Origin of the sequence: Bradyrhizobium zhanjiangense (assembly GCF_004114935.1) — a bacterium.
GTDB lineage: Bacteria > Pseudomonadota > Alphaproteobacteria > Rhizobiales > Xanthobacteraceae > Bradyrhizobium > Bradyrhizobium zhanjiangense.
In genome coordinates this window covers 2,312,648-2,335,039 of sequence record NZ_CP022221.1, presented here as the reverse complement: position 1 = coordinate 2,335,039, position 22,392 = coordinate 2,312,648, and the positions used below count along the sequence as shown (strand labels likewise).

Genomic DNA, 22,392 nt, shown 5'->3' with positions numbered 1-22,392 from the left:
AGTTGCTCTTGCAAACTCGTTGAAGATGCATCGTCATTCGCCTGATCCGCGCAGGCGGCACGGTGTGTCATGGCCAGGAATTATGGTGCCTGATCAATCACCAGTGTTAGTAGTTGATCCGATAAGCGTTGAGACGCGCGTTAAGATGTTGCGACCGTTCCAGACAATCATGCACCATGTAAGCTGATGATAGAGGGTCCATATGTAAGCCAAATGGCAGCGAAGATTAAAATGGCGTGAGCGGGATGGTTTCACTCTGTGGAGGTTGAGATCGACAAAGCCGCCCTATTCGACACCCGCCCCCTGAGATTGATTAGGGCAAGGCAGGAAAGACATCGGGCCGCCAGATCCGTCATGCGCTCGCTACGCCCAAGAGTCCCTAGTAAGCCAGGCTGCGACTCTATTCCGTTCATGCCCTGTTCGTAGCAGTGTGCGCACAGCGGCCACCAAATGTGAGTTGGCCAAAGAACGGGGGGCCAAGTGCCTGTAAGTCCATTCGTTACTCTGTCTCGCAGACGGACGGGCGCACTTCGCCTGTCCAGGACCCGGCTCTCGGTATCGGCAACCGCGCGATGGACTCGCTCTGCATCATCTGCCGACTCTTACTCGCAAAACACGAAAATACCAACGCGCCGCTACCAGGCCTGCTTGGAGCCCTTTTCTAATTCTGGTCGTCCGTAAGGACCCGCTTTGGTGGCTTGCCCGCAGAATGGAAGGAAATGAGTGGAAGATCAGAAGGCTTTCACCGACTTCAAGCACTCGCACCTTCTCGCTCCGGTGTGGCGCTTTTCGCACATAGTCGTAGCATCTTGAACACTGTGTGAGGACCTGAACGAGGCACAACACTCAACTGGGTGGCTAGAGTGGCTCGTCTTCCAATTCTCCTCGCTCTAGAAGTGCCAGCCAGTATTTTCAAAGGAGTGGTACGACGCTTGCTTAAGGGTGAAGCGAACTTCCGCCTTCATAGGCACACTAGCCATGCGAGGCGCCCCGCCAGATCGGCTCCTTAACAAGTGGGTGACTATATGTCCGGTGTCGCCGGTGCGTTTCTCTGTGCTTCAAGCGAACCATCGTCGCGCGTTGTTGATCAGCTGAAGAAAATGATTCCGACACTTGCACTCCGTGGGCAAGCAGGTGTCGTGGTCTCTGCTTTCATGCAAGAGCGTGGGATCCGATATGGAAGGGCGTTTCAATCGAACGATAATTCAGTGCGCATTGACGGCATCGAACAGGAGCCGCGCTTTCGGCCTCATGTTGCAATCGCGCAGATCCGTACCGGAGGTGGGGATGACGGTGATGTGCAGTCAATTCCTAGCCGCCATTTTGCAATTTCTCTGGACGGTGCCTTGGTGAACGCTCATGAACTGAGGAGCGAATTGCTCGCTCAGGGACCACTGATAGATACCAACACAGACGCCGAGCTCTTGCTGAGGTGGATCGAACGATCTTGCGAACGAGAATATTGGCGTCACGGCTTGCCCGCGGACTACGAAGCCATCTTTCGCGAGCTTGATGATCGTATCGATGGTGCCATTTCCGCGCTTTTGCTAGATAAGAACGGTGATCTTGTTGCATATCGCAATCGAAGCGGTTTGCGACCATTGGAGACTATGCGGGCAAGTAATGGATTGTTGCTCTTTGCTTCTGAAAATTGTGCCTTCGCCGGCTTGGAAGGTGAGACCCAGCAGCTCTTGCCTGGAAGCATACAGCGTGTGGACGCCAAGACGGGCGGCAGAGTTGACCATACCCTGAACAGCCGAGGATGTAAGGCCAAACTCTGCGCCTACGAAACTCTCTATTTGGGAAGTCCGAACACGTCGGTTGAGGGTCATTCACATCGCCGGACCCGTCACAACATCGGGCTCGCCTTGGGGAGAATCGTTGCGGAGCGAGTCCAGGCAGACCCACACTTGATTCTGCCAATCGTGTCCTCCATGCCAAATACGGGGGGGCCGTACGCCGATGGTCTGTTTGACTCTCTCGTCGAACAGGGCGTGCTGGCCGAGCGTAGTGACGTAGTGGCAACGCAATTTCTTGAGCGAACGCTCCTGGGCAAACCCAGGGCCCGATTATCTCGCATTGCCCAGAAGTATCGCGTGTCGGAATCTGCCGTCGCTAAACGGACCATAATAGTTGTCGACGAGGCCCTCATTCGAGGTGATACCAGCCAAGCCATCACAAAGATGCTCCTTGCCGCTGGAGCCAAAGCCGTACATTGGGCAATTGGTTCGCCGCCTATAGTTGCTCCACACTACTACGGCATGGGTATTGATACGCTAGATGAGCTCGCATTCTGGCAGGCGTTGAAGCGACTGCCGCCCGAACTACGGGCCCAGTGTCTTCGCTTCCACAGGATGGACCCGCCAGCCCTCAAAATCATTGAAAGCAACATTGCGACGGCGATCCAAGCAGCAACAATCACTTATCTGCCCTTCCGTGCCCTTGTATCCATATTGGCCAACAGGCTAGAGGGCATCGATTTGTCACCCTTCACGTTGGAGATGCCGACCCCCGCTGGACGGCAGCGCGCGGACAGAAACTTGAAAGCTTTGCTGGCCGCTCTTCCTGCCAATCCTCGTCTGAGGTCAGCATCATGAAACCAGCTCTCGTATTTGACTGGAACGGAACACTGCTCGATGACACATACGCGCTGCTCGAAACGACCAATGTAATTTTGGACCGGTTTGGTCGTCCGAGCATCAATATAAACACCTTTCGCGAGCATTGTGATGTCCCCCTCTCTCGTCTTTATCGTAGCCTCGGAATGTCGCAGGAGGAGATTGAGGCAGTGGAGCGTGACGAGGGCGCACTGTTTCACGACACATACGAGCCTCTTGCGGATAAAGCCGATTTACGTGAGGGAGCGCGCAGAGCGCTCGAGTTAGCGCGACGAGAATCTGCTCTCCTCATCATCCTCAGCAACCACATAGTCGCGCCTCTTCAGTTCCAGCTGAGAAGACTTGGAGTGGATGACTACGTCACCGACGTGCTCGCCTTTGAAAGCCGCGCAACGCAATACAAATCGATGAGCAAAGGAGAGCGGCTTCACCTTTATATGCACAGGTACAACCTGAAGCCGTCGTCAACCTTCATCATCGGCGATATGCCCGTCGAGACTGATATTGCACGCAATCTCGGGCTGACAAGCATATCCATTACCGGAGGATTTGTTTCGGCGTCGCGCCTGCAAGCCGCGCGTCCAGATTACACCATCAACAACCATCACGAGCTGTTGCCCATCCTACAAAGCCATGGCTTCTTTCGGAATGCTAAATCATGAGCAAGGGATCATCAGCGAACGCGGCTCCCAAAACGATTAAGCAGAGCATAGGGCTTATCGGAGCGGGGCGCATGGGAACAGGTATCGGCATCAGCCTGCTGCGTCAGCAAAACGAACTCCACATCAAAGTCAACGAGAACCGGTTCGGTGCTGATCGCCTGACAGATGCAGGGGCCCGCGAGCATGCGTCGATCGCTGAGTTGGCGCGGCATGTAAGCGTGGTGGTGTTGTCCTTACCGTCCAGCCGCGAAGTTGAGGCGGTGTGCCTCGATCGCGATGGACTGTTTGTTCACATGTGCCGAGGAGGTTTGATAATTGATTGTACGACCTCGTATCCCGCATCGACCATTGCATTGGCGAAAACGGCGCACAGACGAGGTCTAAGCTTTGTTGATGCTCCAGTAACACGAAGCCCCGAGCAAGCAGAGCTCGGCCTTCTCAATGCGATGGTTGGATCGGATGCAACACTCTTTCCGGTCGCTGAACGCATTCTTGCTGCGTTTTGCGAGACCGTTATGCATGTTGGAGATGTCGGAGACGGCCACAAGCTCAAGCTTGTTTACAACAGCATGACTATGGGCATAGCTGCGGTCGCCGCTGAGGTCTGCCAATTCGCGGATAGTCTTCAGATAGATCTTGTAACACTGCGCTCTTTGGTCAGTCGGGGCTCTACGAACAGTGGAATATTCCAAGCCTTTGCCGCCTTTTTGTTGGGAGAGAAACCAGATGTACTGGCAATATCGATTGCAAATGCTGCAAAGGACATCGAGTGTGCTGTGCGCCTAGCGCGCGAGAGTGCCGTTTCCGTGCCGGTTCTGGATGCTGCCGCGCAGGAACTCAACCTCTCAGTTGTCGCAGGCAAAGGTGAACTGACCCTCCCGCATTTGGCCCGATCGTAAACGCTTGGTATGGCTCCAGCGGGCCATTTTTCCACGAGTCCGTGGTGCTCCCTCGACTTCCTCGGCATCGAGAGCGATGATTACGACGAGATGGTCCGCATCTTCAAAGAAGTCAGCGGCGTTTCTTATAACGATGGGGGTGGAGTTCGATCGAACCAGCGTCAAGGTCAATCGCATTCGCGAGGAAACAGAGTATGGCGGCCTGCGCATCACCGCCGACGCATTGGTCGATACTGCCAAGGCCCGAATCGTTATCGATTTCGCCTTTGGTGATGCGGTCGAACCGGGTCTACTGTCTTCCTGCTCCGCATCCGCGCGCTTCTGCGCGTGAGATGGTCATCGCCGTCATGCTGGGCGGCACCAATATTCGTGGTTCTCGCGGTCTATCATTGGCGCCGATACTTGACGGCTTTGGCACACGCAGCTGTTATCCGTCCGCGCTGATCTGCCGGACAAGTTACTCATTTCTGCTCCCGCCTGAAAGAACAAGAAGGTGTCGGTCCAGCAAAGAAAAGGACCGCTGCCGGATTTCTCCGACAGCGGCTCAAGTCTGGGGAGAAGGCAGACGTACCGGTCTGCCAGCGGAGAAGGGCGGAGCGCTTGAGGCGATCCGGCGGCACTAACGAAGTCGTTCTGCTCCGGCTTGGTATCTGGTATTCCGGTTCTAGCTCGCCTGGCTCACGAATTTGGTGTCGAGATAGCCCTCGATTGCCTCGAGGCCACCTTCCGAACCGAAGCCGGACTCCTTCGTTCCTCCGAAGGGCACTTCGGGAAGCCCAAGGCCATGATGATTGATCGATACCATCCCGCATTGGAGATCGGCCCCGATCGCGGCCATCGTTGCGGCGGATCGCGTGTAGGCGTAGGCGGCGAGCCCGTAAGGCAGTCGATTGGCCTCCGCCACAACCTCGTCATAGGTTTTAAACCGCGCAATCGGCGCGACAGGGCCGAACGGCTCTTCATTCATGATGCGCGCTTGAGGTGGAACATCGGTCAGGACAGTCGGCTCGAAGAAGTACCCCGTATTGCCGATACGCTTGCCGCCGGTGCGCAACTGGGCGCCGCAATCGAGAGCGTCCGCGACAAGGCTCCCCATTGCATCGACCCGCCGCGAATTGGCGAGCGGCCCCATCCGGCTATCTCTTTCAAGGCCATTGCCAACCTTGATCGCGCTGGCCTCAGCAACGAACCTCTTAACGAAATCTTCATAGATACTCTCATGCACGAGAAACCGCGTCGGCGAGACGCAGACTTGGCCCGCATTGCGGAACTTGTTCGCCGACAAGATTCTTGCGGCTTTCTCGACGTCGGCATCCGGGAAAACGATGGCAGGCGCGTGCCCGCCGAGCTCCATGGTGGCGCGCTTCATATGGGCGCCGGCAAGGGCTGCGAGATGCTTTCCGACCACGGTCGAACCGGTGAAGGAGACTTTCCGGATGATAGGATGGCGTATGAGATAATCTGAAACTTCGGATGGCACCCCGAAGACGAGATTGATCACGCCCGCCGGCAAGCCCGCATCCGCGAAACTACGCACCAGCTCCATGCAGCTCGCTGGCGTCTCTTCAGGTCCCTTGACGATGATGGAGCAGCCGGCTGCAAGGCTGGCGGAGATCTTCCGCACGGCCTGGTTGATCGGAAAATTCCAGGGCGTAAATGCCGCAACGGGCCCGACCGGCTCCTTGGTCACGAGCTGGGCGATATTGCCAAAGCGCGCCGGGACGATCCGCCCATATGCGCGCCGCCCTTCCTCGGAGAGCCAGTCGATGATATCGGCAGCAAGGAGCGCTTCAGCACTCGACTCCGTGAGCGGCTTACCCTGTTCGAGCGTCATGATCGATGCGATGCGGGCTGCGCGCGAGCGTATGAGATCGGCGGCCTTGCGCATCGTCCTGTATCGGTCAAAGGCCGAAACCTTTCGCCAAATCTCAAAGCCCTCCTTAGCGGCCAGGATCGCGCGATCGAGATCGCCGCGGGACGCATAAGGAGTTTCGCCAATCGGCTGGCCGGTCGCAGGGTTGATGATCTCTTCCGAGCGATCCGAACCCCCTTCCGTCCATTCGCCGGCAATGAACATCCTAATCTTGGGGTACACAGGTTCTGCCTGCGTGGCTTGTTCCCGCCGCATCATGCCCGCACCTCAATGTCCCCAGCGAAGAGCCAGCGGGTTGAGCTCACGCGCAAGCTCGATCAATCCAGCTCTCGTCGCCGGATGGATCTGCTCGAGCGGATGCCGCACGGCTTCGCATTTGATCACGCCACCTTCAGCCATTACGCTCTTGGCGGCGCGCAGGCCACACTGGCGGTTTTCGAAATTGATGAGCGGCAGCACCCTTGCATATGCAAGAGCGGCTTCCTGCCTGCCGCCCGCTTTGTGATGATCGAGCATGGGGCGGAGCAGATCGGGCAACAGCGCGCTCGACATTGTCCCGATCGCACCGGCATCGAGGTCTGCCATCATGGTGATGGCTTCCTCCCCGTCGAAAGGACCAATGATGACCTCACCGCCGAGCTCGATCAGACTGCGGAGCTTGGCAGCCGCAAACGGCACCTCGATCTTGAAATATCTGGCGAGCGGCACCTCGCAAGCGAGCCGGACGAGAAACGGGACCGTCAATGTAACGCCGGAGAGCGGCGCGTCCTGGACCATAATTGGAATCCCGGCTGCGTCCGCGACCCGGCCGAAATGCCCGATCATGGCGCCTTCATCCGCCTTGAGGCTTGCACCATGATAAGGAGGCATCAGCATGAGGAGGCTTGCGCCACGTTCGGCCGCATAACGGGCGCGTTGCACCGCAATCTGCGTGCTGAAATGGCTGCAGGTCACCATGACTGGCTTGCGGCCCGCGACATGCGAAAGACAGAGCTCGACCAGAATGTCACGTTCCTGATCAGATAGCAGGAACTGCTCGGAATAGTTGGCCAGAATGCAGATCCCGTCCACGCCTTGATCAATCATGCAATCGAGAACGCGCCGCTGCCCTTCGAGATCGAGATCTCCAGTGTCCGTAAACGGCGTCGGAGCGACCGGGAACAAGCCGCGATAGACGGGAGTTTTCGCATTTCTCATGTAGGGGATTCCAGACAGGGGCGGTCAGTTGCTGTCGAACTCGATCAGCCCATCGCAAACAAGGAGCGGAGCCAATGCCGTCGCACTTTTTGGACAGATTGACTGGCGTGGCGTCATAAACAAGATTGGTTTTAAGGCTTTGCTCGCCTTGGAAGCCTTTCGCGCCTCTAGATCCAGCCAGGCGGCACCAGATCCGTCAGGATGGCAAGACATTCAAACAGGAAGTAGCTTCCGAAGATCAGCTCAACGTTCTGGGCCGCATCGATATCGCGCACGATCGCCTTTCGGGTGAAGCAGCCGCCGGTGAGCATTCCAGGCGGGCGCGGGTCATCGGGAGCAGTCGGTGTCAGGTATTTCGAGCTCAGCTGAGTAACTGTGCGCTCCGCAAATGATCGATATTTCGCGCCCCCCTCAGGACCAAGTGCGGATGCGAGGCGCAGCGCCGCGGCGGCAGCGATAGCAGTAGCCGCAGTATCCCTGCTGGTGTTGGGGATCGCCGGATCGTCGAAATCCCAGAAGGCAATGAGATCCGCGGGGACATGGTCGATCCACCAGTCAAGAAGGCGCACGGCGTAGTCGCGCCATAGCGGTTCGTCCGGGCGGACCATGGCGGCGTGAGCGGTGTAGAGCATCGCCCATCCCTGCGCGCGGCCCCAGGTGCTGATATCGCTATATCCTTTGTGCGTGTGCGTTCTGAGCACCTTGCCGGTGTGTGGATCAAGCGTGGAAGACTGGATAACTGAATTGTCCTGCCGCACATGGATCTCCAGGACGCGCCGCATATGTGCATTGGCGACCTCCTCCATCCGGGCATCGGAAAGCTCGTCCGCGGCCCAATAGAGCAGGCCTATCGCCTGGAGCGAGTCGATGCTGCTCTCGGAGGCTCCGACTGCGCTCGCCTCCTCGGCATCCCTGCCCAACGGTATCAGTCCGAGGTGTGGATCGAACATATCACGAAGCGACCTTGCTGCTGTCAGAGCCACCGCGCGCGCGTTTTCTTCCTTGAACAGGATGCTGCCGAGGGCGCCGGCATGATAGAAGCCGAAGCCCTTGAAGGCCGTAAGCCGCTCGGCACGCGGCAACATTCGGCTTAGCGCAGCTCGCGCGTCTTCGATTGGGAACCGCCTGGGATCAGCGAGATGCGCGAGCCAAAGCTCACCGACAAATGCCCCGCCGGTCCAATCACCATCGGGCGTAAACGTCCATTTTCCGTCGGCGGCACTCGCCCAGTGTGGCAAGCCCGAGCGTGCAGTGTCCCGAGTCTCGGCAATGCGCTTCAGCATACGCTCGCGCGCGGGCAGATATTGGCTTTCCGACATGGCTTCTGGTCCAACATAAAACTCGCCGCGCGGCTTTGGCCTGGCGGCAACTTAAAGCTCTTTACCAACAGATCCTGGACTGGCGTGAACGGTTAGTGTTCATGAGACTTCCAAGCGTGCTTGGTTGCATCGCTGCCGAGGAGCAAGCCTCGTCAGCAGCACCGGAAGGAAAGCCGCGTGGAAGTTTATGCGGATCACCATACCCCTCCTGACGCAAGCGTGCCGCTTTCGAGAATCCTCTTTATTCGCTCAGTGATGCGAGTCCGCAGCACCGATGGCGCCCGTGTCGTAAAGATGCTTCAAGTTCCTGGCGTCATAGCCCAGCTCTTTCAGAATCTCTTCCGTTTGCGCACCGAGCTTTTGCGGCGGCAAACGCACGTCCGGCTGCTCGCCGTCGTAGCGCACGGGATGGCTGACAAGGGTGATGGGAGCTCCGGTCGCGCCGGTCACGACCTGAAAATTTCTGTTGTGCGCAATCTGCGGATCCGCAACGACGTCCGCATAATCGTTCACCGCAGCGTGCCAAATTCCACGCGCCTCGAACAAGACGATGCATTCGCTGGTTGTGCGTTTGGCGACGCTGGCCGCAATCATGGCTGAGGCCTCGTCCCGCCGGCGATAGGCCTCCTCGTCGGGAATTCGCTGGTCGGCCGGAAGGCCAAGCGCGCAGAAGAGCGCCTCCAGCGATCCCAAAGAGATCGCAATGTGCCCATCGCGTGTCGCATAGATGCCGTAAGGCGCGCCGTAGTACCAGCCGGCCACCGGGCCCGGCTGACGGACGTCGTCAGGCCTTTGGCCGTTCAGGTAGCAGGTAAAAGATTCCATCTGCAGGTCGAGCGCAGCCGACAGCAGGCTAACATCGACGCGGCAGCCCTGCCCCGTCCGCGCTTTCCTCACCAGGGCAGCCAGGATCCCCGCCGCAAACAAGGCAGCGCCGTGATGATCGATGGCGGAAACGCCGACAGCCCGCGGCCCCTGCTCGCGACTTCCGGTGATCATCGCAAGTCCTGATAGCGCCTGGATCAAGAGATCCTGGCCTGGACGATCGACATAGGGCCCGTCAGGACCGTAGCCGGAGGCAGCGGCATAGATGATCTGCGGATTGATCTTCTTTGCATCCTCGTAGCCGAGACCAAGCTTGTCGAGCACACCCGGACGGAAGTTCTCTGCGATTACATCTGATTTAGCGATCAGTTGCCTGGCGATGACCACGGCTTCGGGTTTTTTAAGATCGAGCGTGAGGCTGCGTTTGTTGCGATTTCCCGTCAGAAGCAACATCGATTGGCCGTCAACCCGCTTGTCCGCCCCGCCCCATTTCCTCTGAAAGGCCCCCCCGGGCGGTTCCACGGCGATCACGTCCGCACCGAGGTCGGCGAGAAACTGCACGCCGACCGGACCCATCAGAAAGTGATTGAAGCTGAGGACACGGATGCCCTTCAAGAGATCGACCATTCCATCCTTGCTTTCGGTTTTACCTGAGATCGAGCTGTTGGCTCTCGATTTCTGAAATCGATTTCAGAATTAGGCCCCGCAAGAACCGGAGTCAAGCGAATCAACCAACCTTCGAATGAGATTCGCTTCATGCCGCTCCATCTGCGCATGAGAGGGTCAGAAAATAGCGCCGATGGCCCGCATACAGGGCTTGAGAAGGTGGCGCTCGTGATGGTTTAACCCTTTTGAGGGGAGACCCTCTCCTTCTCCTGGTTGACCAACGCAAATGGACAAGAAATCTGTAATCGCGCCAAAAGGCCGCCAGCAGCCGCGGGTGAAGATCGAGGACGTTGCCCGGAAGGCGAATGTGTCGCCGGCGACGGTGTCGCGGGTTCTCAATCACCCCGATATCGTACGGCCGGAGCTTCGCGACAGGGTCATGCGGCATATCAATGACCTCGCCTACACGCGCGATAGCGCAGCCAGAGCATTGAAGTCGGGACGCATGCGGACCGTCGGCGTCATCGTTCCGACACTGGCGCTCGGTATCTTTGCAGAAGGCGTGGAAGCGCTCCAGAACCGCCTGAGCGAAAGCGGCTACACGCTGTTCATTGCAAATTCGCAATATGACCAGCGCCGTGAACTTCAGGAACTGCAAAGTCTCATTGAACGCGGCATCGATGGAATCGTGCTGGTCGGAGCTTCCCACGGACGGGAGCTGAGGAGCCTAATCGAACAGGCAGGTGTACCCGTCATCACCACCTATGTTGCCAAGGCCGGCGGCGGCATCCCCGCGATCGGAATCGACAACGAAAGCGCCACCCGTGAGATGACGGAGTATCTGCTAAGGCTCGGACACGTCCGTTTCGGCGCGATTGCCAACGTTGTCGCCGCGTCCAATGACAGATCCCGCGCCAGGCTCGAGGGAATTCAGCGCGCGCTCTCGGACGCCGGTCTCCCGCTCAAGCCAAACCAGATCGTCAAGGCCGATTATTCGCTTGCCCAGGGCCGTAGTGCCCTTCGTCAACTCCTCACCGATCATCCGGACACGACAGCAGTCATCTGCACCACCGACACGCTTGCCATCGGTGCAATGGCAGAAGCTCGCAAGATGGGGCTGGCCGTACCGGCCACGCTTTCCATTACAGGATTTGACGATGTGGAGCTGGCGGCGCAAATGGACCCGCCGCTCACAACAGTCAGTGTTCCGGCAGCAGAAATCGGCCGGGGAGCCGCCGACTATCTCATCAATGCCATTGCCGGAAGTCCTGTCCCAAGAAGTGTCGTGTTGCCGTACCGGCTCGTCATGCGCTCATCGAGCGCCCCGCCGCGCTCCAGCGTCCGTTCTGCCCGTCGCGGGCGCAGTCGGGATCATTGATCGGGCCACGGCTGCTGAAACTATTTCAGAACCGTAGGCTGGCCTTCGCGTCCCAGAATCCAGTGACGCAAGCAGCTCGCCCCATTTCACTAATCGTCCGTAAGTAGAGGTGGCTGAGCCTGCGCGATCGTCAATGGCACAACAGGCTTCTCAATGCTCGCGTTCAACGTGAACGGAGTGAACGGGCGCATGGTGGTGGCTGGCGCCCAGTTCGTGCAATCTATGATGCAGGCGATGATGCGCAAGTTCCAGGGCAGCTCGCAGCCGCGCGTGTCGCGCTTCGTCGGACTTGGGAGCGAGCGTGTCCATATAGGCGATCGATCCCTCGATTTGAGCAAGGACCGACACTGCATCCGCGGTGGCAAAGATGGGCGTTCCGCCTACTTTGACATATACCGCACTGGTGTGCGCCGCAATGTCGGCCTCGCGTCCGGCGACACTGCCCCGAACGCGCAGCGCGATCCAACATGAGTAGCTGATGGGCAGGGAGATCTGCCCCTTGCACGACAAGCCCCCGCATCGAACATCCTCGAGGACCGTGCCGTTACATATGAGCTCCACCCGCGCCGGCGGAACGCTGACCGATTCGATCCGCCAGTCGATCGTGAGGCTGCCGCCTGAACGGGGAAGGACCACGGTGCCTCCAGGGCGACGTCGTTCAACGGTCATCTCAACCAGAGGCCCGACAGTGATGAACGTGTCCCCGCTGCGTACGGCATCCATCCAGTTGCGATACGTGAAGTCGCGTTCGCCCAGCCGCACATAGGTCCGTGAGCCCCCAAGGAGCGCGGCCGCGTCCATCTTGTCGGAGCCGGCTACCAGCGGCAGGTGGTACCCGATGTTGAGGTAGCGATACCAATCGGCGAGACCAAATGCGCTGATCTGCGCGGTCCGCGGGTTGAACGACATCATTTCGATGGCGTCGACAAGGCCGAGCACAATGTCGGCCGCCCGCTCCGCCTGCGGGTTCGGCGCGTGCGGCATTACGACCAGCCCCCCTTGCTGACGGCAGCGCTCCGCCCAGTCTGCCATGGTCGCTTCCAGAACATGGCCGATCGCAGCTTCGTTGGACCCGCCGCAAGAGAGCGGATTGATCATGTCACCTTCGTAGCCGAGCAGCGATATGTGCCCCAGAACCTGCATCCGGTTCTCCGTGCCGACCCGAACCAGGAATTCTCCGTCCCCGCCAAAATCCTTTGCCCCGATCGTCGTGCGTCCGTCGAAATCGGCGACGTTGGTGAATAGCTCGCCCCACTGTGCGGCGAGCAAGTTGACGACGTTGACACCCTCCGCCTTGCCCTCAAGCAGCGCTGTCTGCGGGCTCAGGAAATGGACGTGCGTATCAGAGCTAACCCATCCCTGTTCGCGCCAGCGCAGCACACGATCGAGCTCAAAGGTGAGATTGTCCGTGGTTGCAGTGATTTCGATGATGGTGCGCAGCGGGCGCACCTCAAAACCCCTGCAGATCTCGACGAACACGGACCCGAGCGGCAGGTCCGCCTCGCAACTGCCGTCCACGTAGGCGTACTGGTTCAGCCCATTGGCAAATTCGCCCGAGAAGTCCTCGAACCTGCCGGTATTGACCTTGCGGTGATGTCCCTTGGGTGGCAGATACTCCCCGTGCGCACCATGGACATGCAGCCGCGCGGCAACACGCACGCCACTGCCCTTCTCCATGATGCGAATCTTGACCGGCCTTGTGGCCGGTTCGACTGTCGCCACATTGAGCGAGGCGCCGCCTGCGTTACCGCCACCTTCCAACGATCGAAGATCGAACATGTGCAAGCGGCCATCGTCCGAGCGCAAATAGAGCCTTGCGTCCGGATGCGCGGAGTACTCGACGATGACTTCGCTCCCGGAGCGCACGGGCTGCACATCAACTTTGGCGCCCAGCCAATCCGCCCTGGAGTACTCGAGGACTGCGCGGGCCGAGATGACCGTGCCGAGGTCCATGCCAATCTGCTCGCCTCGATCGTCGACATCGAGCTCGCCAAGCTTGTTCAGATGGACCCCCGGCGGCAGCCTCACCTTCAGCTTGCGACGGCCCTGGAGACGCAGCGGGTGCTGGGTGAGCGCTGTCGTGGTCACCGCAAACACAAGCGAGATTTCCTGTTCCGCGCGCAAGCTCAACGCTGAAAGCTCCTTGTCCGGATAAGGATTCGGGAGCGCATAAAGCCACACGTTCTCACCCTGTCGATCGATGCGTCCCGATTGGGTGCGGGCCTCGCCCTGGAAGAAGCTCGCCCCGGGCGCTCTGCCGAGTACAAAATCCTCGCCGGTGCTTGCATGCACGATGGGGCCGCGCAGCGGCAGCGCGGCGAACGCACTCGCACTCCAGGAGATGTGGTTCTGCTGGATCGCGAAGCGGCGCAGCACCGGCACGTCGGTCTCGCTGCCGTCGGCATAGCGGAGCCCGTATGTCGCCACCCGATCGCCGAGTGGATTGCCTTCGACAGGCAGCGTAGCCGGGCCGATCTCTCCGAAACCCTCGGGGCTTGCACTGGGGCGGTCTGCTGCCACTTGCGCGAACAGCACATAGCTCGCCATCGTCGGCGGCAACGCGATTACGGCAGGAGGGGCCCCGGGGCGCAGCTCCAGCACATCCGGCCCTGTTTCGCTGCCAAAGAGAAAGGGCATGCCGCGATGGGTCTGGAGCCCGCGAAGCGAATCGATCCAGCCGGTGTCACCCGGGCGGGCGGCAAACCCTTCACCGGCATTTGCACGCTTGGCGTTGAAATATCGCTTCAAGTCGACAGGCGTGAAGTGCGGCGATGACGGTGTTTTCATGCTTCGGACTCCCGTTTCGGCAACTCAGTGCCTCGCAAGCATTCTTTGTTTGTTGTGAATGACTGCTCGCGCAAGGACGCTTGCGCCGACCCCATGCTCATGCCCAGCATGAAGAGATACGCGCGAGCCCTTATGTTTTGCACCTGACGTGGACGCTTTGCCCCCGTCGCGGGCACGGCGAAGCGCTGGGGCAGAGCGTGTTCATTCACCGATGTAGAGGCGACCGCGCTTCTTGGCGATCTGGTAGACCAGCACGCTCAGGAGCGCGATCAATGATCCGTAGACGGGAAACATCCAGGCGATGTGCTCGCGTTGCAACCAGACCAGCAGATAGGGTGACGTCCCGCCAAACAGAGAGACGCCGAGCGCATAGCCGAGAGCCACTCCGGTGGTCCGCACCGCGCGCGGCATCAGCGTGGTCGCGATGAAGTTATAGAGGGCCATGTTGAAGCCCACGATCGCGCCGCCGAACACGGTGACAAAGAAGAACGTGACGATGCCTTTTTCCGAATAGAGCAGTGTCAGGAAGAAGCATGGGATGAGCAACAGGCGCAGCAGCGTGAACGCGCGCGAGGGTCGCACCTTGTCCGCGAAAGCGCCGACAAGAGGCGCCGTTGACATCCAGATCAGGACCATCAGCGTCATGATCCCGTACACATACGTGCTGTTCTCCTTGAAGACCGTGTTGGCCATGTTGGGAAGACCGGTGTTCCAGGCATAGTTGGCGATCTGCACCGAGCCGATCACCAGGATGACGGCGAGCAGCGAAAGGCGGACGCTCCATAGCGTTTTCCACACACCGCCAGTGGTTTCCTGAATGCGCGAAGACTCGTCTTGCCGATGCATGGCTCGATTGATCAAGGTTTCCGGCACCGTCGTGCGCAGATAGATGATCAAAAGGCCCAGCACGCCACCGACCGCAAAGGGTATACGCCAGGCCCACTCGCGCATGGCTTCAGGTGCGACCGAGGCGCTCACCAGGAAGGCAACCAGGCTGGATCCAAGGTTTCCCAACTGGATGAATGTGCCGCCAATCAGACCGAGGTAGTGTCCCTCCTTTCCAGGTGGCGCCAATTCAATTGCAATGGCGTTTGCGACACCAGCCTCAGCGCCCGTGGCAAGCCCCTGAATCAGCCGCATGATCAGCAGGGCTATGGCCGCCGTGACGCCGAGGTCCTTGTAGGTGGGCAACAAGGATATCAAAAGCGAGCAAACCGCCATGGCCGTGACCGAGATCAGCATCACGCGCTTGTGGCTGATGCGATCTGCGACCGGCCCCAGCAAAACCGCGCCCAGCGGTCGAGCGCAAAAGCCCGCCCCGTACACGGCCAGTCCCGCCAGCAGCGAGGTGGTGGGATCATCGGAAGGGAAGAAGTGCGGCGAGAGAAACGCTGCCATTACGCCGTACACATTCCAGTCGTACCACTCCAGCGCCACCCCTCCTCCAAGGCCGGCGGTCATCCGCTTGTTGGCAGTTTGCTTGTCAAGCTGGATGGGTACAGCGCTGGGCTGAGCAATGATGTTCATGGGTCCTCGGCTCTATGATGACGTTAATGATGTTGCGGGTCGCGCGAGAACGAGCAGCCGCTCGTCGGCTCACCTGCGCCCGCCGCGACGCGGGGGTCTACGAGAGCGGCGGCCTTGAGCAGGCCGAACCGTCGGAAGCGCAGGCGCAAAAGGTGCCCGGGATGCCGGCGGAAAGCCCGCGTGGCTTCACGTATTTGCGGGCCTCGCCTCACGAGCGGCCATTGCACGACGCTAATGGCGCAGGACGCCTCCATCGTTGCCTCCGACTTGCGCGGCGGCTCGCATAAAGCGCGCGCGAGATTCCGTGCCATTCCCATGGCTAGCCTTCCTCCTGTTGCTCTAAGCGCGCTTCTGAAGAAGCTGATGTTCTTGTTGGACAGCGCGGCGTCACAAGACCGTCGCAGCGTCAATGAGACCCTTCAGATGTGCCCCCTCTCGCCGGCCGCATGCTTCCGGTTTCCCGCAGTATCGCGTATTTCTACATGCGATTTCTGAAATCGATTTCAGTGTCAATACGCGTTCGGAACTGCGGAGTCAAGCCGATTTCAGCAGTTAGGCCTGCCTCGCCGCTCACCGTCAGCGCCGCGTTGAGCGCGGTTCGTCAGGGCTGCGGGAGCCGAACAGCCAAAAGCAGGCTCCAAGAAGGCTCGTTGCTAAGAAATCGATTTCAGTCTAAGGCGTGGTTCTCATATTCTTTCAGGAGAACTGCTCCATGTCTGAGACGCCCGATCTCATCCTGTCGACATCCGTCGCGCCCCACGTGCGCCTATTGACGCTGAATAGGACATCAAAACGAAACGCCCTGAGCAACGAGCTGATCGTGGAGCTTGGCGCCACTTTGCGCCGTGCCGCAATCGATGAGGATGTCCGCTGTGTCGTGCTTTGTGGCAGCGATGCGTTCTTCTCTGCCGGAGCCGACATCAAGGAGATGCGGGAGCGCGGCTTTGAGGCAATCGACAATTCCGCGCGACGTTCTGCCTGGCGGGATGTCGCCAATTTCCCCAAGCCTCTCATTGCCGCGGTCGAGGGCATTTGCTTCGGCGGCGGCCACGAATTGGCGCTGCTCGCGGATATCGTGATAGCAGGCGAAGGGGCGGTATTTGGCCAGCCTGAGATCAACATCGGCATATTGCCGGGTGACGGGGCAACGCAAAGGCTGACACGCGTGGCTGGGAAATCTCTGGCCATGCTGATGATCCTGAGCGGCCAGCCCATTACGGCCCGCATGGCGATGCAGGCCGGTCTTGTGGCAGAAGTTGTCGAAAGCGGCAAGGCGCAGACGCGAGCGCTCGAAATAGCCGATCTGATAGCGCAAAAGCCTCCCCGCTCGGCTGAACTTGCCAAAGCTGCCGTTCTCGCCGCGTTTCAGACCACGCTGGATGCGGGGCTCGAGTTTGAGCGCCAAGCGATTCGGTTTGCGTTCAGCACAGCTGACCAGAAGGAGGGAATGAACGCCTTCTTTGAGAAGAGGCCGCCGAACTATCGCGGGAAGTAGCCGCCGCGATTGGCTCGCGCGCGGCGCTGAGCGAAGCTCGCCCGCGCAACATGCGGCATTCAACACTCCTTCGGCTCGACCGGGCCGGTGCTACGGGCGACGATCTCGTATTGGCCGGCCTTCGCCACGCCAATGTACATGTTCATCCTGCAGTGGCGCTTGCCCGGCACCATCTCCGCCGGCCCGCCAGGCCCTTGCGCAATCTTGGCGTGGTCAAGCGCGGCAGCGACGGCCTCGCGGTCAATTGTACCGGCTTCCCTCACTGCGGCTTCCCACAGCTTCAGTCCTCGATAAGTGCCGGTCGCGGCGCTGCCTGCTGAGAACCGGAACTTGCCAGGAAACTGCTTTTCGTAGGCCGACTGAATTTTGGCGCTCACCGGATCTTCCACCGCGAGCGCCTTGTAATAGTCGAGGCTGCTGGCGAGGCCTTCGATCTCGTGAGCCTGGTTCATTTCGAGCGTGTTCTCGTCATAGTAGACGCAGCCCAGCTGTCCCCCATTCCTGGAAAACCCCGCTTCATAAAGCTGTTTGAAGAACGAGCCGACGCCCGGGGGAATGACGCTGTTGAATACCACGTCTACTTTGTTGGACGTGATGCGGCTCACGGTTGACGAAAAATCGATCTGGTCAAGCGGGTAGTACTCCTCGAACACCACCTCCCCGCCGCTGCTCTCGATCACCTTGCGCGCATAGGCATTGATTGTTTGCGGCCAGACGTAGTTGGATCCAGGCAGCGCGAAGCGTCGGCCACCGTTCTTGATCAACCACGGAATGAACCGGTCGCAATTCTGCGCCGGTACCGGGCCGGTGCAAAACAGATAGGGCGTGCACTCCCTGCCTTCGTAGGCCTGTGGATAGATGTAGAGCGTCTTGCCACGAGAGATGATGATGTCCTTGATGGCGTTGCGCATCGAACTCGCAATGCCGCCGAGCACCAGGTCGACCTTGTCTCGTTGAACCAGCTTGCGGACATTGCCGACAGCAACGGACTCGTTGGACGCAGTGTCCTCGATCAGAAGCTCGATCGGGCGCCCCAAGAGACCACCGTTCTCGTTGATCTCGCTCGCGACCATGCGAGCGACATTGGCGTCGGTATTCCCGGCAAAGCCGAGTGCCCCGGTCAGATCGGTGGCAATGCCAATTCTGATCGGGCCTTCGGCGGCGTTGGCCCAGTCAGGACGGATCACCCAGCTGCCCGGGCCGGCCGCAATGGCCGCAGACGCAAAGGCGAAATTGCCGAGAAAGCGGCGGCGGCTGAGTTGCCGGTGATCATTCAGCATCGAACTGACCTCCCCTTGGCTCATGGCCTTAATCCACGCGCCCTGCTCTTTCCTGCGGGGCGCGTAGCCGGAAAGCTATCCGTCATTTCTCGGTTTCAACCGGGCTCTTCGGCTCAACTTTGGGTAAAATCGCGTAACGAAGTGCAGCAATCAGGACAGTCTGAAAAACTCCTTCGCGTTCTCGCCAAGGATCCTGACCGCCAGGCGCTCTGCGTCTCGGGGGCGAAAGTAACCGCTCGCAACTTTTTCGTTCAGAACCTCGCCGATGAGCCGGCGTGCGCCCTGTATCGCGGCAAACGTCTCCTCAACGTGAAGACAATCTCCTCCGATCATCATTCGGGATTCATCCGGCAAGACTTCAATAGCCTCGTGCAGGGCCAGCTTGAAATGTGACGGGCTCAACAGAAAAGACCAGCACAAATCAAGCCAGACATTTCGATAGACAAAGGCCATTCCCAACAAATCCCGGCTCCAGGGATAGGCCAAATGCATCAGCAGAAAGCGGGTCCTAGGATGACGCTCAATCAACCCGGTCATACGTATCGGGTGGGAGCCGCGTATGATGGCCGTTCCAAGGTGAGTTTGGACTGGCAGGTCGGCCTCGCCTGCGAGTTGGCAAAACAAGTCGACGACAAAGTCGCAGAACGCCTTGCGCGCCGCAGGGGATGGAGATCTTTGTCCCCAGGCCTGCCGAGCCAGTTCCTCGTTCGGTTCGTCAAAGCTTAGATCCCGGTCATAGGCGAGCGCGTTTTTGAGCGCAACGTGATTGCGCCGGGCGCAGCCGGCTACGAGCTCGCGGATCGCGGCGCAATAATCGTCGAAGGTTTCCACCTGCATGCCGAGGCGCCGCAGCAACGTATGGCCGCAATTTCCATTATGGTCGCGAGATTCGGGGTGCCAGCCGAGCGCGAATGCGTTGATCCGCAGGACCGCATCGTAGTTTTGCCCAAGACCGGGGCGCGGATCCATCAACGGATCGAGAAAAGGGTCCGTTACGATCCTCCCGATGGCGGCGCGCCCAATGACTTCACTTGGCCATGTCGCCTCCTTGTGGCGCAAGCGCACCGAAGCGTCTACTGCCTCCCAGTTGTCGCGCGTGATTCCGGTCTCGGCGACGCCGTAAAGCTCGGCGACACCGCCGGCGAGGTTACGAACGAATGCATTTGAGCCGCTCCTCTCCAGGAACGGAGCAAGGGCCTCCCAGGTGGTTGGCTCGGTAGCGATAGATAACATATCGCCCGTCGCCTTGGGCTCGGATGGCAGGACGTGGCTTGTCCAAGCCGCATAGCTCTGCTGGAACAGTTTCAAAAGATTCACGTCCCGGCTATGTGCGACCTCAGGCATGTGATGTTCATGGACATCGACGACTTGGCACGCATTCACAAAATCGCTCATCGTTTTGGACATCGTCCCTCTCTGTTCAGTCATCGCAAGGAACTTCAACGCGCCATCTTTCGGGCGTGAGATGGCAGCCGGGACGCCTCTACGGCGCCAGATACGTCAAGAGCCGCGGGTCCTCGCGCAGCTGTTGCGACGGGCCCGACAGCGCGACACGGCCGCGATCGAGCACATAGGCCTGCTCCGCGACACGCATTGCGAGATCGAGATGTTGCTCGACGATGATGATGGCGATCTCTCTGGCTAGTTCGATCAAGCGCTCGGTGATCTCCTCGATGACGCCGATCCAGACGCCCTCGGTCGGCTCATCCAGCAGGAGGAGTTTAGGGTTTCCGAGCATCGCGCGGGCGATTGCGAGCATCTTGCGCTCGCCACCGGACAGCGTTCCGGCCGGCTGATCCAGGCGCTGGCCGAGTTTTGGAAACATCCTCATCACCCGGTCCACTGCCGATCCATCGCGGTGCAAAAGCGATCCGACGGCGAGATTGTCGCGCACGGACAGGCGTGCGAACACTGAATGCTCTTGCGGCACATATCCAATGCCGGCCCGCACCCGCTCTTCGGTGCGGCGGCGATCGATGTCTTGGCCGTTGAATTGCAGACCGCCCTTCCATGCCGGCAGTTCGCCCACGATCGCCTTCATGAGCGTGCTCTTTCCGGCGCCGTTGCGGCCGAGGACGGCCACACCGCCGCGCGGCGGGACGGCCATATTGACGCCGAACAGGACCTGGCTGCGTCCATAGCCGGCGTCGAGATGCTTGATATTGAGGAATTCAGGCACGGCGCAAATAGATCTCCTGGACGCTTCTGTTGGCCTGGATCTCGGCAACCGTCCCTGACGCCAGAACCTTGCCCTGATCGAGCACGGTTAGCCGGTCGCAGATGTCGCGGATGAAATCCAGGTCGTGCTCCACAATGACGAGCGAGCAATGCTGCTTGATGGGGTGCAGCAACTCGCCCGTGACGCGGCGCTCCTCCAGGCTCATGCCGCCGGTCGGCTCGTCCAAGAGCAGAAGGCGCGGCCGGCATGCGAGCGCCATCGCGATCTCCAGCCATTGCTGCTGCCCGTGAGACAGGGTCGCCGCAGCATCAAAGGCGCGATCGGCGAGCCGGAATTGGAGGAGCATCGTCATGACCTCCTCGTGCAGTCGTCCCCGACTGCGCGAGAACGCCAGGTCCAGCAGTGAGGACCGGGCCTGCAGCGCGAGCAGGATGTTGTCGTAAAGAGTGAGGGTCGGTAGCACCGCGGTGATCTGGAATTTCAGGCTCATGCCCGCTCGCGCACGCTCTGGCGGCGTCAACGAGGTGACGTCAGTATTGATGAACGTCACCTTGCCTCGGGTCGGCACGAGCGCACCTGCAAGACACTTCATCAGCGTGCTCTTGCCCGAGCCGTTCGGCCCGATCAGGCCATGAAACTCTCTCTCGCCGACCGTGAGCGCCGCTCCGTCCAGCGCGGTGAGCTTGCCAAAGACCTTGGAGATGCCCACGGCTTCAAGGAGCGGCATTGCGCTTCTCCTTGTGGCTCGGGCCGAAATGACCTACACGTTCCCGCTCGCCCAGCACGAGGCTGATCAAGCCGAGGGGCCGGAACATAATGACGAGCAACAGCAAAACGCCGAGAATGATCGGCCAGATATCGCGATAATTGTCGGAGAGCCAGAAGCTGAGGCCCTCAACAATCGCGGTGCCGATGACCGCACCGATCAAAGTCCCGGAGCCGCCGAACAAGACATAGAGCACGACCTGGGTCGACATGACCACGCCCAGCATGTTCGTCCAAACGAAGCCCTCATGAAACGCATAAAGGCTGCCGGCAGTACCTGCGATCGCGCCGCTGATTGCGAATATGATCGCCTTCAAGTGCTGCACTTTGTACCCGAAGAAGGCGATGCGCTGTTCGTTCTCTCGCAATCCCGCCAGCGCCAGACCGAACTGCGACCGCAGCAAACAGCGCGACAGAAAGTAGATCAGAACCAGAATGGCGAGAACCAGGTAGTAAAATCCTGGTCCCTCGCTCATTTCGTGCGAGCCGATTGTCATCGGTTGGATCGAAGGGATACCGTTCTGGCCGCCAAGATAATGAGAACCCCGAGCCAGCCGGTCGGCTGCGTAAGCTCCGGTCATAGTACCAAGCGAAACGAAGACCACACTCGAGGGGTGACGGCCAAGCAGCAGGAAGCCTGCCAGCAACAATGCCGCGACAAAGCCTATCAGGGTTCCGGCCGGAAGAACGGCAAAAATCGATCCGACTCCGAAGTCGCGTGAAAGCAGCGCCACGGCGTAGCCGGCCATGCCGAAAAATAACGACTGGCCCAAGCTCAATATCCCGGCATAGCCCCACACCAGGTCGAACGACAACGCGAAGAGGCACAAGATGAGCACTCGCGTTGCATAGACAGTGATGTAATCCCGCAGGACGAGCGGTGCGATCGAAGCGGCAATCAGCAATGCCAGTTCGAGAATTGGAAGCACCTTCGTTCGCGCTGCGAAGGCAGATGCCATGACGGGCGAACGAGCAGCTTCAA

The 22,392-nt window shown here is 59.5% G+C and carries 17 protein-coding genes; 6 read left to right on the top strand and 11 right to left on the bottom strand.

All coding sequences use genetic code 11. From position 1 onward, the window contains the following. The first annotated feature begins 1,025 nt into the window (after positions 1-1,025). The 4 genes from XH85_RS11105 (at position 1,026) to XH85_RS11090 (ending at position 4,510) form a co-directional block, all read left to right on the top strand. Complete coding sequence (locus XH85_RS11105; protein WP_245473976.1) at positions 1,026-2,597, top strand: amidophosphoribosyltransferase; 1,572 nt, start codon at positions 1,026-1,028, stop codon at positions 2,595-2,597. Further along, entirely contained in the window at positions 2,594-3,280 is a 687-nt protein-coding gene (locus tag XH85_RS11100) for an HAD family hydrolase (RefSeq protein ID WP_128931916.1), read from the top strand. Before XH85_RS11105 ends, XH85_RS11100 begins: the two co-directional genes overlap by 4 nt. Beyond that, positions 3,277-4,179: an NAD(P)-dependent oxidoreductase gene (locus XH85_RS11095; RefSeq protein ID WP_128931915.1), complete on the top strand. Its 903-nt coding sequence runs from the start codon at positions 3,277-3,279 to the stop codon at positions 4,177-4,179. The genes XH85_RS11100 and XH85_RS11095 overlap by 4 nt, the downstream gene beginning before the upstream one ends. A 76-nt stretch (positions 4,180-4,255) precedes the next feature. Then, positions 4,256-4,510 carry a nucleotidyl transferase AbiEii/AbiGii toxin family protein gene (locus tag XH85_RS11090; protein ID WP_128931914.1) on the top strand — a complete coding sequence of 85 codons (255 nt, stop codon included), beginning with the start codon at positions 4,256-4,258 and terminating at the stop codon, positions 4,508-4,510. Between the two features lie 333 nt (positions 4,511-4,843). Here the strand turns inward: XH85_RS11090 and XH85_RS11085 are convergent, their stop codons facing one another. The 4 genes from XH85_RS11085 to XH85_RS11070 all read right to left on the bottom strand — a co-directional run bounded on the left by XH85_RS11085 (position 4,844) and on the right by XH85_RS11070 (position 10,020). Further along, the gene (locus tag XH85_RS11085) at positions 4,844-6,256 is read right to left on the bottom strand and encodes an NAD-dependent succinate-semialdehyde dehydrogenase (protein WP_245473974.1); all 1,413 of its coding nucleotides are present in this window, start codon (positions 6,254-6,256) and stop codon (positions 4,844-4,846) included. Between the two features lie 63 nt (positions 6,257-6,319). Beyond that, entirely contained in the window at positions 6,320-7,249 is a 930-nt protein-coding gene (locus XH85_RS11080; protein ID WP_128931913.1) for a dihydrodipicolinate synthase family protein, read from the bottom strand. 167 nt (positions 7,250-7,416) lie between these two features. Further along, positions 7,417-8,568, bottom strand: a complete 1,152-nt coding sequence (locus XH85_RS11075; protein WP_128931912.1) for a glycoside hydrolase family 88 protein — start codon at positions 8,566-8,568, stop codon at positions 7,417-7,419. A gap of 249 nt (positions 8,569-8,817) precedes the next feature. Further along, on the bottom strand, positions 8,818-10,020 hold the full coding sequence (locus tag XH85_RS11070; RefSeq protein WP_128931911.1) for a CaiB/BaiF CoA transferase family protein: 1,203 nt from the start codon (positions 10,018-10,020) through the stop codon (positions 8,818-8,820). A 265-nt stretch (positions 10,021-10,285) separates the two neighbouring features. On the opposite strand from XH85_RS11070, the gene XH85_RS11065 reads away from it, so the two are divergent. After that, positions 10,286-11,377: a LacI family DNA-binding transcriptional regulator gene (locus tag XH85_RS11065; protein WP_128931910.1), complete on the top strand. Its 1,092-nt coding sequence runs from the start codon at positions 10,286-10,288 to the stop codon at positions 11,375-11,377. Between the two features lie 150 nt (positions 11,378-11,527). On the opposite strand, the gene XH85_RS11060 is transcribed toward XH85_RS11065, so the two are convergent. Continuing rightward, positions 11,528-14,164, bottom strand: a complete 2,637-nt coding sequence (locus XH85_RS11060; protein WP_128931909.1) for a CehA/McbA family metallohydrolase — start codon at positions 14,162-14,164, stop codon at positions 11,528-11,530. A 201-nt stretch (positions 14,165-14,365) separates the two neighbouring features. Beyond that, positions 14,366-15,691 carry an MFS transporter gene (locus XH85_RS11055; protein WP_128931908.1) on the bottom strand — a complete coding sequence of 442 codons (1,326 nt, stop codon included), beginning with the start codon at positions 15,689-15,691 and terminating at the stop codon, positions 14,366-14,368. A gap of 712 nt (positions 15,692-16,403) precedes the next feature. Here XH85_RS11055 and XH85_RS11050 point away from each other — a divergent pair. After that, positions 16,404-17,186, top strand: a complete 783-nt coding sequence (locus XH85_RS11050; protein WP_128931907.1) for an enoyl-CoA hydratase-related protein — start codon at positions 16,404-16,406, stop codon at positions 17,184-17,186. A gap of 59 nt (positions 17,187-17,245) precedes the next feature. Here XH85_RS11050 and XH85_RS11045 read toward each other — a convergent pair whose 3' ends face one another. The 5 genes from XH85_RS11045 to XH85_RS11025 all read right to left on the bottom strand — a co-directional run bounded on the left by XH85_RS11045 (position 17,246) and on the right by XH85_RS11025 (position 22,369). Further along, the gene (locus tag XH85_RS11045) at positions 17,246-18,466 is read right to left on the bottom strand and encodes a substrate-binding protein (RefSeq protein ID WP_164940734.1); all 1,221 of its coding nucleotides are present in this window, start codon (positions 18,464-18,466) and stop codon (positions 17,246-17,248) included. Between the two features lie 150 nt (positions 18,467-18,616). Then, positions 18,617-19,873: an amidohydrolase family protein gene (locus XH85_RS11040; protein WP_164940733.1), complete on the bottom strand. Its 1,257-nt coding sequence runs from the start codon at positions 19,871-19,873 to the stop codon at positions 18,617-18,619. A gap of 76 nt (positions 19,874-19,949) precedes the next feature. Next, positions 19,950-20,645: an ABC transporter ATP-binding protein gene (locus XH85_RS11035; protein WP_128931905.1), complete on the bottom strand. Its 696-nt coding sequence runs from the start codon at positions 20,643-20,645 to the stop codon at positions 19,950-19,952. Next, entirely contained in the window at positions 20,638-21,372 is a 735-nt protein-coding gene (locus tag XH85_RS11030; RefSeq protein WP_128931904.1) for an ABC transporter ATP-binding protein, read from the bottom strand. The genes XH85_RS11035 and XH85_RS11030 overlap by 8 nt, the downstream gene beginning before the upstream one ends. Beyond that, a complete protein-coding gene (locus tag XH85_RS11025; RefSeq protein WP_128937209.1) occupies positions 21,359-22,369 on the bottom strand; it encodes a branched-chain amino acid ABC transporter permease in 1,011 nt (336 codons plus the stop codon). Before XH85_RS11025 ends, XH85_RS11030 begins: the two co-directional genes overlap by 14 nt. Positions 22,370-22,392: the final 23 nt, after the last annotated feature.

Coding starts and splice junctions, on each gene's coding strand:
- XH85_RS11105 (WP_245473976.1), top strand. CDS start 1,026: ATGTCCGGTGTCGCCGGTGCGTTTCTCTGTGCTTCAAGCGAACCATCG.
- XH85_RS11100 (WP_128931916.1), top strand. CDS start 2,594: ATGAAACCAGCTCTCGTATTTGACTGGAACGGAACACTGCTCGATGAC.
- XH85_RS11095 (WP_128931915.1), top strand. CDS start 3,277: ATGAGCAAGGGATCATCAGCGAACGCGGCTCCCAAAACGATTAAGCAG.
- XH85_RS11090 (WP_128931914.1), top strand. CDS start 4,256: ATGATTACGACGAGATGGTCCGCATCTTCAAAGAAGTCAGCGGCGTTT.
- XH85_RS11085 (WP_245473974.1), bottom strand. CDS start 6,256: ATGTTCATTGCCGGCGAATGGACGGAAGGGGGTTCGGATCGCTCGGAA.
- XH85_RS11080 (WP_128931913.1), bottom strand. CDS start 7,249: ATGAGAAATGCGAAAACTCCCGTCTATCGCGGCTTGTTCCCGGTCGCT.
- XH85_RS11075 (WP_128931912.1), bottom strand. CDS start 8,568: ATGTCGGAAAGCCAATATCTGCCCGCGCGCGAGCGTATGCTGAAGCGC.
- XH85_RS11070 (WP_128931911.1), bottom strand. CDS start 10,020: ATGGTCGATCTCTTGAAGGGCATCCGTGTCCTCAGCTTCAATCACTTT.
- XH85_RS11065 (WP_128931910.1), top strand. CDS start 10,286: ATGGACAAGAAATCTGTAATCGCGCCAAAAGGCCGCCAGCAGCCGCGG.
- XH85_RS11060 (WP_128931909.1), bottom strand. CDS start 14,164: ATGAAAACACCGTCATCGCCGCACTTCACGCCTGTCGACTTGAAGCGA.
- XH85_RS11055 (WP_128931908.1), bottom strand. CDS start 15,691: ATGAACATCATTGCTCAGCCCAGCGCTGTACCCATCCAGCTTGACAAG.
- XH85_RS11050 (WP_128931907.1), top strand. CDS start 16,404: ATGTCTGAGACGCCCGATCTCATCCTGTCGACATCCGTCGCGCCCCAC.
- XH85_RS11045 (WP_164940734.1), bottom strand. CDS start 18,466: ATGCTGAATGATCACCGGCAACTCAGCCGCCGCCGCTTTCTCGGCAAT.
- XH85_RS11040 (WP_164940733.1), bottom strand. CDS start 19,873: ATGTCCAAAACGATGAGCGATTTTGTGAATGCGTGCCAAGTCGTCGAT.
- XH85_RS11030 (WP_128931904.1), bottom strand. CDS start 21,372: ATGCCGCTCCTTGAAGCCGTGGGCATCTCCAAGGTCTTTGGCAAGCTC.
- XH85_RS11025 (WP_128937209.1), bottom strand. CDS start 22,369: ATGGCATCTGCCTTCGCAGCGCGAACGAAGGTGCTTCCAATTCTCGAA.